This window comes from Bradyrhizobium sp. WYCCWR15520 (assembly GCF_056174665.1).
In genome coordinates, this window is the sequence record NZ_JBWBWM010000035.1 from 64,401 (window position 1) to 78,153 (window position 13,753).

At 63.8% G+C, this 13,753-nt stretch carries 11 protein-coding genes and 1 pseudogene; 7 read left to right on the forward strand and 5 right to left on the reverse strand.

Going from position 1 to position 13,753, the window contains the following annotated elements:
• Window positions 1-3 precede the first annotated feature (3 nt).
• Window positions 4-915: a DMT family transporter gene (locus AC0QUY_RS32275; RefSeq protein ID WP_475390175.1), complete on the reverse strand. Its 912-nt coding sequence runs from the start codon at window positions 913-915 to the stop codon at window positions 4-6.
• The gene (locus AC0QUY_RS32280) at window positions 890-2,524 is read right to left on the reverse strand and encodes an FAD-dependent oxidoreductase (RefSeq protein WP_475390176.1); all 1,635 of its coding nucleotides are present in this window, start codon (window positions 2,522-2,524) and stop codon (window positions 890-892) included. The genes AC0QUY_RS32275 and AC0QUY_RS32280 overlap by 26 nt, the downstream gene beginning before the upstream one ends.
• Window positions 2,525-2,619: 95 nt before the next feature.
• On the opposite strand from AC0QUY_RS32280, the gene AC0QUY_RS32285 reads away from it, so the two are divergent.
• Window positions 2,620-3,606 (forward strand): Bug family tripartite tricarboxylate transporter substrate binding protein, encoded by a 987-nt coding sequence (locus AC0QUY_RS32285; RefSeq protein ID WP_475390177.1) that lies wholly within the window; start codon window positions 2,620-2,622, stop codon window positions 3,604-3,606.
• Window positions 3,607-3,870: 264 nt separating this feature from the next.
• Window positions 3,871-4,092, forward strand: coding sequence for a helix-turn-helix domain-containing protein (locus AC0QUY_RS32290; protein WP_161856469.1), 222 nt, complete (start codon window positions 3,871-3,873; stop codon window positions 4,090-4,092).
• Between the two features lie 26 nt (window positions 4,093-4,118).
• On the opposite strand, the gene AC0QUY_RS32295 is transcribed toward AC0QUY_RS32290, so the two are convergent.
• Window positions 4,119-5,363: an aminotransferase-like domain-containing protein gene (locus tag AC0QUY_RS32295; protein WP_475390178.1), complete on the reverse strand. Its 1,245-nt coding sequence runs from the start codon at window positions 5,361-5,363 to the stop codon at window positions 4,119-4,121.
• Window positions 5,364-5,421: 58 nt separating this feature from the next.
• Entirely contained in the window at window positions 5,422-5,961 is a 540-nt protein-coding gene (locus AC0QUY_RS32300; protein ID WP_475390179.1) for a DUF3124 domain-containing protein, read from the reverse strand.
• A 58-nt stretch (window positions 5,962-6,019) separates the two neighbouring features.
• Between AC0QUY_RS32300 and AC0QUY_RS32305 the strand changes: the two genes are divergently transcribed.
• The 4 genes from AC0QUY_RS32305 (at window position 6,020) to AC0QUY_RS32320 (ending at window position 11,525) form a co-directional block, all read left to right on the forward strand.
• Entirely contained in the window at window positions 6,020-7,744 is a 1,725-nt protein-coding gene (locus AC0QUY_RS32305) for a cation:proton antiporter (RefSeq protein WP_475390180.1), read from the forward strand.
• A 274-nt stretch (window positions 7,745-8,018) separates the two neighbouring features.
• Window positions 8,019-9,095, forward strand: a complete 1,077-nt coding sequence (gene ribB / locus AC0QUY_RS32310) for a 3,4-dihydroxy-2-butanone-4-phosphate synthase (protein ID WP_475390181.1) — start codon at window positions 8,019-8,021, stop codon at window positions 9,093-9,095.
• Between the two features lie 101 nt (window positions 9,096-9,196).
• Window positions 9,197-10,411: an acyl-CoA dehydrogenase gene (locus AC0QUY_RS32315; protein WP_475390182.1), complete on the forward strand. Its 1,215-nt coding sequence runs from the start codon at window positions 9,197-9,199 to the stop codon at window positions 10,409-10,411.
• Between the two features lie 193 nt (window positions 10,412-10,604).
• Window positions 10,605-11,525, forward strand: a complete 921-nt coding sequence (locus AC0QUY_RS32320; protein ID WP_475390183.1) for an MBL fold metallo-hydrolase — start codon at window positions 10,605-10,607, stop codon at window positions 11,523-11,525.
• A 53-nt stretch (window positions 11,526-11,578) separates the two neighbouring features.
• On the opposite strand, the gene AC0QUY_RS32325 is transcribed toward AC0QUY_RS32320, so the two are convergent.
• Window positions 11,579-12,436: a DUF1499 domain-containing protein gene (locus AC0QUY_RS32325; protein WP_161852598.1), complete on the reverse strand. Its 858-nt coding sequence runs from the start codon at window positions 12,434-12,436 to the stop codon at window positions 11,579-11,581.
• Between the two features lie 657 nt (window positions 12,437-13,093).
• Here AC0QUY_RS32325 and AC0QUY_RS32330 point away from each other — a divergent pair.
• Window positions 13,094-13,753, forward strand: a pseudogene (locus tag AC0QUY_RS32330) (hypothetical protein); the annotation flags it as partial.

Genomic DNA, 13,753 nt, shown 5'->3' on the forward strand with positions numbered 1-13,753 from the left:
CGCTCATTTTGCTGGCCGCTGCGTGCGCATATCGCCGACGATGTCGGCAATCACGGCGCCCATCACCAGGGCGCCGCCGGCGAGGACCCGCAGCGTCGGAACGTCGCCAAATCCAACCCATACCCAGAACGGCATCAGCGGCGTCTCCAGCGTGGAGATTAGCGCCGCCTGGCCGGAGGGCAGCAGGCGCGAGCCGAGGAAGAACAGCGTCAGGCCCAGCGAAACCTGAAAGCATCCGAACATCGCGAGGACAAGGATATCGGTCCCGGTGACGCTGGCAATTTCGCCGGCGAAGGGAATGCTGACGATGCTGCCCAGGATGTTCGACAGCGCGGCGGCGGCCACCATCGACGTATTCTTGTGCTGCCGGACCAAGACCGTCATCGCGGCAATCGCCAGCGTCATGAAACAGGCGAGTGCAACGCCGAGGATGTCAGAACCAACGCGTGCGTTGCCGACGATGACAGCGACACCGCAAAGCGCCACGACGCTTGCGATCATGGTTCGCGCGTGCGGGGCTTCCCGCAACCAGACCCAGGCGAGCGCGGCGGTGACGAACGGGCCGGTTGCGATGATGATCGCCACATTGGACACACTGGTCAGTTGCAGGGACGGGATGAAGGCGATCATGGCCGATGCCGACAAAGACGCGACCAGCCAGCCGCTTTTTCTCATCCCGATCAGATCCAGCAGGCCGGCACGGCCTTGCAGCACCAGCAGAATTGCCGTGATCATGCCGCCTGCGAACAATCCGCGCCAGAACAGGATGGTCCAGGAGTCGTAGGGAAGCAGCCGCGTGAAAAACGGCGCCGTGCTCCAGGCGATCGCGGCGGCGACGACGAGGGCAATGCCGACGCGATGCTGGGAGCGCACTTCCGCCATCAGGCCATCAAACCGGACTGAGGCTTCGGCCAAGCAGCTTTCCGACGAGGTGCGCGGGATCGTCAGGAATGACGTCGCCGCGCCAGGCCACGTGCTGATCGGTGCGCGCAAGAATGAGTTTGTGGCCAGGATTAGGGGCGGGGACGTCGACGACTGCAAACGGCACGCGGTTGACACGCATCGCGTCGGCCAGTGGCGCTACCGCGACATCCGGATCATAACGCAAAAGCGTGTAGCCCGGCCCGAGTGCATCATAGACCGGTCGTCCGTCGTCGAGTCTGGCGAATGGCAACCGGCATCCCGGCGTCGAGGACGCCGTGAAATCCGCCATCGTAAAGCCCGGCTGCTCGGCGCCGTCATAGGCGATGATCGGGGAGTTGTCGTAGAAATAGCCGAAGTTGAGGCCGGCGCAGCAATATTGCTGCACGTTGAGATCATACGCCGCTTGCCCGACCTGTTTGCGAACGGCGTCGCCTTCGGGGCCCGGGTGCTCGATCGCTTCGGGAACGTTGCGGCGCTGGCTCAACACTTTGCCGGCCATTTCCATTGCGAAGCGGGAGACTTGCTCGGTGATGGGAAGGCGCTCTGCCTCATAGGCATCGAGGATTTTGATGTCGGCCCATCCTTGCAAATAGGCGGCGAGCAGCCATGCGAGGTTGGTCGCATCGGCAATTCCCGCATTCATGCCGTAGCCGGCGTAGGGCATCCACAAATGCGCGGCGTCGCCGCAGATGAAGGCGCGGCCCCTGCGAAACCGGTCGGCGACGAGCCGGCGGCCGACCCAGTCCTCCTTGCTCAGGATCTCGTATTCGAACTCGGGGCCGACGCCGAGAATGGCGCGGATCGAGGCGTCGCGATCGACGGACTCGAAGGTCTCGTCCTCGCGGTTGAGGTGATTGTGGATCAGCCAGTTCTCGCGGCCGTCAATGGCGACCACCGTGCCGCAGCGGCGCGGATTGAGCGACAGCGTCATCCAGGCCGGCTGATCCATCATTCCAAGCAAGGCGGGCGCGTGGATATAGGTCGATTGCACGCGCTGGATGATCGGCGTTCCCTGCAGGTTGGCGTCGATGGCCTTGCGGACGAGCGAACGCGCGCCGTCACAGCCCACGATGAAATCGGCATGAATTGGCGAGGCAGTTCCAGTATCGAGATTGCGGACGGTCGCAACGATGCCGTCATTGTCTTCGCGAAAATCCTCGAACGCGGTGCGGTTCAGAATCTGAAGCCCGTCGATGGAAGCCGCGTGCGCGAACAGCACGGGTTCCATGTAGATCTGATTGATGCGGTGCGGCGGCTCGGCCGTCGGCCAATCGGTATCCGGCCCGCCGGTGGCGGTATAGCGATCGCGTCGGCAGGGAATCAGGATGCGCGAGAGCTCGATGCCGGTTGCCGTGGTGCGGTAAGAGCAATCGTTCGGGTAGTCGGCCGGCAGTCCGGCGTCGCGCAGCTTCCGCGCCACCCCTAAGCGGCGAAAAATCTCCATCGAACGCGACGAGACGTGGTTGCATTTCACGCTCGGCGGCTCGCCGGCGGCGCGCGTTTCGACGACGGTGACGGAAATTCCCCGCGTTGCGAGGTCCATGGCCAAGGTGAGTCCGACCGGACCGCCGCCGACCACGAGAACGCTGGTCTTCACCATGTCGTTTGCTGCCAAGTCCTTGCTGTCATGTCGCTTGCTGCGTGCGGACGATCATGCATTACTGGGCGCCAAAGAGATCATCGGGGGGCCCTTTAATGTTTCCGTCGATCCGCCAAGGCATGATCCGCGCCCTTATTGTTGTTCTGTCGCTGTCGTTGTCGGCGATTGAAGCAGCAAATGCCTATCCCGATCAACCCATCAAGATCATCGTGACCTTTCCGCCCGGCGGCAGTGCCGATATCGTGATCCGGGCCCTGCAACCGCTGCTTTCGGAAACGCTCCGCCAGCCGATCGTCATCGAGAACAGGGCAGGCGCGGGCGGCAATATCGGAATCGGGGCGGTGGCGCAGGCCGCGCCTGACGGCTACACGCTCGGCATCGCCGCGGCCGGCGTGCTGACCGTCAATCCCCATCTCAATCGCGCGGCGATGTCGTTCGATCCGGTCAAGGATCTGGCGCCGGTGACGATGCTGGCCGAAATCCCGTTCGTGCTGGTTTCCTCGCAACAATCGGGCATTGCGTCCGTCGCAGACATCATTGCCAAGGCCAAAGCGAAAACGGCGGGCCTGTCGATCGGCCATGGCGGCAACGGCACCGCGATGCATCTGACTTCGGCATTGTTCAACCAGAAGGCCGGTGTCGGAATTCAGTTGATCGCCTATCGCGGCACCGCGCCGGCGACAACGGACGTTCTGGCCGGCCACGTCCCGCTGGCCGTACTGGATATCCCGGCCTCCAAACAATTGATCGGCGACGGCAAGTTGAAGGCGCTCGGCGTCTCCGCCGCCAAACGTGTGGTGTTCCTGCCCGACGTTCCGACGCTGGCGGAGCAGGGCCTCTCCGGCTTCGAATCCGTCGGCTGGTTCGGCATCGTCGCGCCCGCCGGCACGCCGCCTGAGGTCATCACCACGCTGAACGCCGCCTTCGTGAAGGCGTTGAGCGATCCCGCCGCGATCGAGAAGATCCGCACACTCGGCGCCGAACCGATGCCGACTTCGCCGGATGCTTTTGCCAGGTTCATCCAGAGCGAAAGCACGAAATGGGGGAAGCTAATTGCCGAGGCCGGCATCAAGGCTGAATAGGCGCTGGCCGGCATTTGGCCGTTTGTACCGCATGGCCGGGCTTGTCCCGGCCATCCACGTCTTCCCTGCATCACGGAAGCGAGCCCGTCACATGGCCGGGCATGACGGGTTCCGATTGATCGAAATCAATTGGCCCATCCCATTTGATCCCAATCAATGCGGCGGCCCTTTGCTTGGCGACGATGCCGGGCAAAAGGATCGAGCGTGATGCGCAGCGAAAGCCTATCCCAGACCGAAGCAGTTCCGGGCCACCGCGTCCGGGCGATGCGCTATGACGAAGACGGCCGCCTGCCTTACGAAAGCGAGTTTCTGGCGCAACTCGGAGACAGGGTGCGCGAGATGCGCGCGCAGCACGGCCTGTCGCGCCGCGAGCTCGCGCGCCGCGCCAGCATGTCCGAGCGCTACGTGGCGCAGATCGAAGCCGGCAAGGGCAACGTCTCGATCGTGCGTCTGTTGCGGATCGCGCTGGTGTTCCGCGGCGAATAGCGCATCAAGCGACGAGTTGAGCCCGCTCAACTCCGCGCTCGTTTCTCCACATTGGCAATCCGTTCCGGCACGCCGAACTCCTTGCGGCAGACTTCGGCGAGCACGGCGACGCCCTCGCGGATCTGTTCGTGCGAGGGGCTGGCGAAGCAGAGCCGCAGCCGGCTGCCGGCATAGGCCTTGTCGGTCGACCATTCCGGCCCGGGATTGATGGAAACTCCGGCGGCAAGCGCGGCCTGATAGAGTTTTAGCGTATCGACATTGTCGGGCAGCTTCACCCACAGGAAGATGCCGCCCTCGGGCACGTCGAATTCGGCGGCAGTGCCGAACTGCTCGTTGAGCGCCTCCATCAGCGTATCGAGCTTGGCGCGCAGGCCGCGCGTCAGCTTCGGCACATGGCTTGCAAAATGCGGCGCGCAATATTCCGCCAGCACCATCTGCTCCAGTGCGCCGCTTCCGGCGTCGGTCTTCAGCGCCAGCATCCGTGACATCATCTCCCAGGGTGCGACGATGAAGCCGACGCGCAGGGCAGGGGCGATCGACTTCGAGAACGAGCCGATGTGAATGACGCCGCCATGCTGGCTCATGGCGTAGATCGCGGGCGGCCGCTCACCGTTCCAGATCAGGTCGGCGTAACAGTCGTCCTCGAAGATCGGCACGCCGTACTCCCGCGACAGCTTCAGCAGCTCGGCGCGGCGCTGCTGCGGCAGGATGCTGCCGGTCGGGTTCTGCACGGTCGGGATGGTGTAAATGTATTTCGGCGTGATGCCGCGGCGCTTGTGGTGGGCAAGCGCTGCCGCCAGCGCATCCATCCGCATGCCCTGGTCGTCGAGGGGAATGCCGACCGCGTTGACGCCGAGCCGCGTCAGCCGGGTCAGCGCGCCCTGATAGGTTTCCTGCTCGACCAGTACGGTATCGCCGCGTGCGAGAAGCGTCTGGTTGACGAGGTCGAGCGCCTGCAGCGAGCCTGAGACGATCATGATGTCGTCGGCACTGCAGGCGATGCCGGCGTCGCGCTCGAGTTTTGCGGTGAGGAATTCGCGCAAGGGGCGATAGCCCTGCGGGCCGCTGGCAAGGCCGTAGGTCGCGAGCGTCTTGCCTTCGCGCCGGAGCACGGCGTTGACCGCCTCGATCAGGCCGTCGACCGGTACCTGGTCCGGATCGTTGTTGCCGCCGACGAAGGAGTATTTGGCAAGTCCCGTCCACCGCGCTGCCGGGGCCGGCAATCCGGCGGGCAGCAATGGCGCGAAATCGAAGGGGGATGCGGCCGACATGGATATTCACTCCCGTTTTGTTGTTCGTTGAGAAGGCCGCAAGCAGCCTTCCGGCAGGCTAGTTCTTGCTGATCCTGATCGGCCGGCCCTGGCTGATGAAGGCATAATGCCCGGCGCCGACGCCGCCGAACATCAGGGTCTCCACCGTGGGTTCGGCGATCTCTCCCGTGGCCGCCCAGTCGACCACGAAATTGGCGCCCGTTCCGCCGCGCACGTCGTTGGCGGCGATGAAGACCTCGACGGTCGCGAACGGTTTTAGCGCAACCGGGGCCTTGAGGTAGCTCTCCACCATCTTGCCTGATGTGTCGAAATAGGCGATCCGCTTCAGGACGAGGGGGCGGGTCTCAGACGCGTTGTGGACGCCCAGCGTGACCGGAAAATCCGCCCGCAGCTTGCCGGGGTTCATCGAGACGCTGGAATAGACCGGCACGCAGAAGGCGCCGGACACAGCGAGATTTTCCGCCGGCAGTGCGGTGAGGGAGGCGGCAAAATTCTGCTCGATACCGCCCGCGGCTTGCGCGCCGGCGCCGGGGACGGAAAGGATCGACAGCGTAGCCAGAATCGCGAGAAAAGCCCCCAATCCATGGCTGTGACACATTGCTTGTTTGACCCTTGCGCCGGGATCTCTAGGTTGCAAGAAGGGGAAATCCGGAACCATGCACGAACTTATTCGCGATATCACCTTATGCATCCTGTTCGCCTGGGGGCTGGGCCTTTTGGCGCATTTCTCGCGGCAGCCGCTGATCCTGGCCTACCTTATCGCCGGGTTCTTCATTGGTCCATTCGGCATGGGCTGGGTCAAGTCCCAGGAGTCGATCACCGTCATCTCCGAACTCGGCCTGATCTTCATGCTGTTCATGATCGGGCTGGAAATCGACCTGAAGAAGATCGTGCGCGCCGGCAAGGTGATCCTGTTCGCCGCCGGCGGGCAATTGATCGGTGGCGTTCTGCTCGGGATATTGTTCTTTGTCGGGATCGGCCTGTCGATGGGCAACGGGCATTTCGACGCGCTCTATCTCTGCGTCGCCTGCGCGCTGTCGAGCACGGTGATCATCGTCAAGGTGCTGTACGAAAAGCGCGAGCTCGACACGCTGCCGGGCCGGATCACGCTCGGCGTGCTGGTGCTGCAGGATATCTTTGCGATCCTGTTCCTGGCGGTGCAGCCGAGCCTCGATAATCTGCAAGTCAGCGTCATCCTGCTGTCGGTCGCCCGGGTCGGCGTGCTGGTGGCAACCGCGCTCGTGCTCAGCCGCTATGTGTTGCCCTGGCTGTTCCACCAGATCGCGCGCCGGCCGGAACTGATCCTGCTCGGTGCACTGGCCTGGTGCTTCCTGATCGGCGAGATCGCGGAGAGGCTGCATTTGTCGCGCGAGATGGGCTCGCTGGTAGCGGGCGTTTCGCTCTCGACATTCCCCTATGCGCTCGACGTCACCGCCAAGGTGACGACGCTGCGCGACTTCTTCATCACGCTGTTCTTCGTCTCGCTGGGCATGACGATCCCGATTCCCGGGCTTTCGGTGATCGGTCTGGCGCTCGCGATCGCGGCCTTCACCGTCGTCAGCCGCATGGTGACGACGTTTGTACCGCTCTATCTGATGAAGCAGGGCCTGCGCGCCAGCCTGTTGCCGGCGATCAACCTGGCGCAGATCTCGGAATTCTCGCTGGTCGTGATCCAGACCGGCGTGACGGCACACCATATCAGCGCGGAGACGTCGAGCGCGGCGTCGTTCGCCTTCGTGGTGCTGGCGGTATTGAGCACCTTCGTCATGAGCCGCAGCGACCAGGTCACGCGCGGCCTGATCGGTCCCCTGAAGCGGATTGGCCTGCGCGATCTCGACCACAAGCACGAAGCTGAGGCCGGGCACGGCGGACATGGCGAGGCGCGCCGCATCGTCATCCTCGGCTTCTTCCGTGCCGCCAGCGCATTGATCGCCGAGATCGAGCGCCGCACGCCGGCGGTATTGGATCAGATCACCGTGATCGATTTCAATCCGCTGGTGTTCCGCACCCTGACCGACCGCGGGATGCATGTGGTCTATGGCGACATCAGCAATGTCGATACGCTGGTGCATGCCGGCGTCGGCAAGGCCGAGCTGATCATCCTCAGCATCCCGGACTCGCTATTGAAGGGCGCCGACAACGAAAAGCTGGTCCGGCACGTCCGCTCGCTCAATCCGAGTGCCAAGATCGTCGCGACCGCGGAGATCCTGGCCAATGTCAACGACCTCTACGAGGCCGGCGCCGACTACGTGACGGTAACCCGCCTCAGCGACGCCGACGAACTCTACAAGGTGATCGAAGCAGCTCAGGCCGGGCTGTTGGAGGACAAGCGCGCCGAGACCGACGTGCTGCTCAGCGAGCGCCGCGAGGTGCTGCCTTAGGGGGCGAACGGCGTCCGGATCGGTGCCCGGCCGGCGCCGCCATTTCGCCAGCGTCGCGAGAAGAGCTATAATCCCGAAAGTGTTTTCGCCAGGCGAAACCGTTCCAAGCGATCGGGCGAAATCGCCAACACCTCTCCGTTCAGGCCCGACCGCAGCATGGCCTCTCCGCCATGCCTCTCCGGCGTTCCGCCCTGCGTATTGGCGCTGGCGCTGCGCATGGAGTCCGGCTAATGCACTGGCTGAAAGAAGCGGGATTTGACGAGATTTCGAGAAAATGGCCGATAGCATCCAGGAAGTTCTGCAAGCCTTTGCCAAGGGCGAACTCGTCGTCGTCACCGACGATGACGACCGGGAAGGTGAGGGCGACCTGATCGTCGCCGCCTCGCTCTGCACCGCGGAGAAGATGGCATTCATCATCCGCCACACCTCCGGCATCGTCTGCGCGCCGATCACCACCGACGACGCCCGCCGGTTGCGGCTCGATCCGATGGTGGCGCATAACGAGTCCAACCACACCACCGCCTTCACCGTCTCGATCGACTACAAGCCCGATGGCGGCACCGGCATTTCGGCGGACGAACGCGCCTCCTGCTGCCGCGCCCTCGCCAATCCCAATGCCGGCGCCAATGATTTTGCCCGGCCCGGTCACATCTTCCCGCTGATCGCCCGCGACGGTGGCGTGCTGCTGCGCTCCGGCCATACCGAGGCGGCGGTCGATCTCTGCAAGCTCTCCGGCCTGCCGCCGGTCGGCGTCATCTCTGAGTTGATGAATGACGACGGCACCGTGATGAAGGGCGAGCAGGTGGCGCGCTTCGCCGCCAAGCACAAGCTCAAGCACGTCACGATCGCTGACATGATCGCCTACCGCCAGGCGCGCGAGAAGCTGATCGAACGGGTCGCGACCTTTACCACCGACAGCCCGATTGGTCCGCTGCAGGGCTACGCCTACCGCTCTCCATTCGACGAGATTGCGCATGCCGCGTTCGTCTATAACGGCGTCGGCGACGGCAAGAATGTGCTGACGCGGCTGCACAAGCCCAACATCGTCAAGGACCTCTTCACCGGCCAGGCACGGATGCAGATCGTGCTGAACCATTTCGAGAAGGCCGGCCGCGGTGTGCTGGTGTATCTGCGCGACGGCGCGGCCGGGGTTCCCGTCGAGCCGGTGGGAGAGCAGAAATCGGCGGAGGCCGATCGCAACCGGCAATGGCGTGAGGTCGGCGTCGGTGCCCAGATCCTGCGCGATCTCGGCATCACCTCGATCGTCAACCTCACGTCGTCAGTGCACGACTACAAGGGACTTTCCGGTTTCGGCATCGAGATTGTCTCGAGCGAGCGGCTTGAAGACTAGCGTTCGTCATCTCGTCAAGCACCAATCCATTTGCGCTTCTGCCGATAGCGCACTAATTTGTCAGCAATTTCCATGAGGACAGTGATGCGAAAGGGATTTTCATGAGCGTGCGCCCTCAAGCCAAGGACAAGCCGGCGGCGGCTTCCTTCCAGTGGGACGATCCGTTCCTGCTCGACGAACAGCTCACCGAAGATGAACGCATGATCCGCGACACCGCGCGTGCCTATGCGCAGGACAAGCTGCTGCCGCGCGTCATCAATGCGTATCTGGAAGAGAAGACCGATCGCGAGATCTTCAACGAGATGGGCGAGCTCGGCCTGATCGGGGTCACGCTGCCGGAGGAATATGGCTGCGCCAATGCGAGCTACGTCGCCTATGGCCTGGTGGCGCGCGAGATCGAGCGGGTCGATTCCGGCTATCGCTCGATGAACTCGGTGCAGTCGTCGCTGGTGATGTACCCGATCTACGCCTATGGCGACGAGAACCAGCGTAAGAAATATCTGCCGAAACTTGCCACCGGCGAGTGGGTCGGCTGTTTCGGCCTGACCGAGCCGGATGCCGGCTCCGATCCCGGTGGCATGAAGACCCGCGCCGAAAAGGTATCCGACGGCTACCGCCTGACCGGCAGCAAGATGTGGATCTCGAATGCGCCGATCGCCGACGTCTTCGTGGTCTGGGCCAAGTCGGCCGCGCATGACAACCAGATCCGCGGCTTCATCCTCGAGAAAGGCATGAAGGGCCTGTCGGCGCCGAAGGTCGGCGGCAAGCTATCCTTGCGCGCCTCGATCACCGGCGAAATCGTGATGGACGGTGTGGTGGTGCCGGAAAGCGCGCTGCTGCCCAACGTGTCGGGCCTGAAGGGCCCGTTCGGCTGCCTCAACCGCGCCCGCTACGGCATCTCCTGGGGTGCAATGGGCGCCGCGGAAGACTGCATGCACCGCGCGCGGCAATACACGCTCGACCGCAAGCAGTTCAACCGGCCGCTGGCGGCCACGCAACTGGTGCAGAAGAAGCTCGCGGACATGGAGACCGAAATCGCGCTCGGGCTTCAAGCAAGCCTGCGTGTCGGCCGCCTGATGGACGAGGGCAAGATGGCGCCGGAGATGATCTCGATCGTCAAGCGCAACAATTGCGGCAAGGCGCTCGACATCGCCCGCGTGTCCCGCGACATGCATGGCGGCAACGGCATCCAGATCGAGTATCACGTGATGCGCCACGCCGCGAATTTGGAAACCGTGAACACCTACGAAGGGACGCACGACGTCCATGCCCTGATCTTGGGCCGGGCGATCACCGGCATCCAGGCGTTTTCGTAAGGAGACAATGTCGTAGCGTTCGGCGTGACGTAACCCCGATTTTCGTCATGGCCGGGCTTGTCCCGGCCATCCACGTCTTGGGGCTCGCAAGGAAGACGTGGATGCCCGGGACATCTAGCGCGAAGACGCGCTTCGCGCTTTAGCCCGGGCATGACGAGGTCAAAGAGAATCCGGAAATCACGGACAAGAACCCATGGCCGACAACGACGACATCCCCTTTAACCGCGACTTTCCCTTAAAGCCTGGCGTCGTCGATGAGCCGCGCCCCGGCGTGCGGCGCGTTCTCTGCAACAATCCGAGCCCCTTCACCTTTACCGGCACGGTCAGCTACCTCGTGGGCCGAGGCAATGTCGCGATCATCGATCCCGGCCCCGATGACGAAGCGCATGCAAAAGCGCTGCTCGACGCCGTGCGCGGCGAGACGGTGACGCATATTCTCGTCACCCATACCCACCGCGACCACTCGCCGAACACCGCGCGGATCAAGGCCGCCACCGGCGCGCCCGTCTATGCCGAGGGGCCGCACCGCGCCTCGCGGCCGCGCTTCGAGAGCGAGAAGCACAATCCGGAATCCGGCGCCGATCGCGATTTCAGGCCTGACATCGAGGTCAAGAACGGCGATGTGATCGAAGGGCAGGGCTGGGCGCTGGAGGCGGTCGCAACCCCCGGCCACACCGCCAATCACCTGGCGTTTGCGTGGCCGGAGCGAAAGATCAATTTCGTCGGCGACCATGTGATGGGCTGGTCGACCTCGATCGTGGCGCCGCCGGACGGATCGATGATCGACTACATGGCCTCGCTGGCGCGGCTGGAGGCCCGCGAGGAGGATCTATATTTTTCGGGCCACGGGCCGGAGATTCCGGAAGGGCCGCGCTACGTCCGCTTCCTGACCCGCCACCGCCAGGCCCGCGAAGCTTCGATCCTGCATCGCCTTGCCAAGGGCGAGGCCGACATCCCGACCATGGTGCGCGCGATCTATATCGGCATCGACCCGCGGCTGACCAATGCCGCCGGCTATTCCGTGCTGGCGCATCTGGAAGACCTGGTCGCCCGCGGGATCGTGGCTACCGACGGCGATCCGGTAATCGGGGGGACGTATCGGATGGCGAGCTAATTCATTCGGACCAGGGCGGAGATGCGGATGAATGTCTCGTCGTCCGTGCCGCGCTAGCTGCCCTTCTTCACATTCTTCGCCTGTGCCTTCGCCGGCGCCTGCGGTTTCTTCGGTGCCGCCGGCTTGGCATTGTCGACGGCCGAGTTGATGTCCTCGATCAGCTTGGAGATGCGCGAGGCGTTGCTGCCGAGGTCGCTTTCGAAATAGCGCGAGGAGGAGCGGATATCGACACGCGATTCCTCGCCGTCGGGCGTGATGCGGATCGAGACGTCCTCGCGGAAACCCATGATCGGCGTTCGCGCCACCGCCTCGATGCGGCCGATGCGGCGCGGCGGCTGCGGCGGCCGTTCGTCGATAACCAGCCATTTGCGCTTGGTGACCAGTGCCAGCGTCACCTCATAGGCCCGCTGCGGCGGGACCTCGAGTTCTACCGTCTCGATGTCGGGGTAGGCGATCCGCTGCTGTTCGGCCGAATAGAGTCCGGCATAGACCGCTGAGTTGGCGCCTTCGCCGCTGCGCAGCCGCGCCAGGGCCTCGAAGCGCGGCGGATCGATCGGATCGGTGGTGATGTCGTGGATCGGCGGCAGCTTGCGGTATTGCAGGGCGAGGTAGGCCGGGTAGGCAAGCAGGATCGCGTTAATCAGGAACGCCAGCAGGATCCGGCCCATGCCGCGCGACCCGTTCTGCCAGATTGCGGCAAAGGCGGCGAGGCCGACCAGGATCGAAAGTACGGCGCAACCGAGCGCGCCGAAGAAGGTCGCCAGCGCCGGCTTCATCTCCAGGAAGCCGAAACGGACGATGAGGATCGACCCCACCACCGCGATCACGGCGAAGATGGCGAGGTTGCGCGACCAGGTGGCGAGGCTGGACACGGGCTCCGACTGGTAGGGAGCGGAAAACCTTCGGGCCATCGATGCAATCTGCCGGGTTGAAATCTGTCTGGCCGGCGGGCGGGCCGGGCTGCAAACTAGGAAAACTTGAGACCACGGCGTGCGTAGAATTTCAAGGTTTGCAGGCGATACTAATCAGACAGGCGGCGGCAACCTCACCGGTTTAACCATCCCTGTAAATTGATTATTAGTTGTAGATTGAAGTTGGTCCAACTTTCGTCTACCTCTCGCCGCCGGGTTGTCGTATTTGCCGCAACACGGGACTGTCCTGCACGGGGACCGGCGAGCGCCAACCAAGGGGGAAACGGCGGGCGTCGGCCGGAAGCGCTGCAGGATGATCTCAACTTCCGGTCCTTGTTGCGGGCGGAGTCGCAAATAAATTGCGGTTACGCTCCCGGAGTTCTAGGATTGTATAGGGCGCTATCAGCATACGTCCGCGGGGCTGGCGGAAGGCCCCATGAGGGCGAGTTCAGTATGAGCAGTGATGCAAAGCACGAAGGATATGTCGGCCCGAACGATCCGGCATATTATGCGCCGCGGGAGTTGAGGGACCGGACGAGCAGTGAGCAGCCGAATCCGATGCTCATGCAGAACAATGACGGCTGGCGTCCGCGCGTGACGACGGAGGGGCCGTCCTTGCAACCATTGAGCAAGCCGTCCCGCCGCCAGGATTCCGAAATGTTTACCAAAGCCGTGGCTCAGGCCATGCAGGAGGCGAGGGATAACGTGCCGGTCGAGGCACCCTCCGTGCTTCGCGACCTGTCGGGACGCCGCGCGCTTATGCAGCAAGTTATTCGCTTCTCGATCGCGGTAGCGATCGCAGCGAGCATCGCGATGCTTCTGGTCATGGCCATTCCGTCGTCGCAACGCCCTGCAAACCAGGATGCATCGCTTTCGGCTGCCTGGCAGTCGGTGAAATCCTCGGTGCTGCCGCAGCAGCCGGCGACACCCCAAAAGCGTACGGCCACCCTGGCCGTGCAGGACGGCAGCGGGTTCGTCAACGATCCCGTGCCGCTTGGAATTCACGTCGGCGCTCCGCCGCCCGGCGCGTTCGTATCGATCAGCGGGCTGGTCGGCGGCGCGCGGCTGACGTCCGGCAAGCGTATCGCCGCCAACGAATGGCGGGTGCCGGCAACGGAGATTTCGGGCGTTTCGGTCATTCCACCGGACGGATATACCGGCCAGATGCTGGTGACGGCTGAATTGCGTGACGGTGGCGGCGTGGCGCTCACCGGCACCTCCACCCGCCTGACCTGGGTGGCGTCGCCCAGTGCCGCCGCGCCGGTGGTCGCCGCCGCTTCGCCGGTCCTCGCCGCTGCGCCCGCCGTCGCCGCTCCG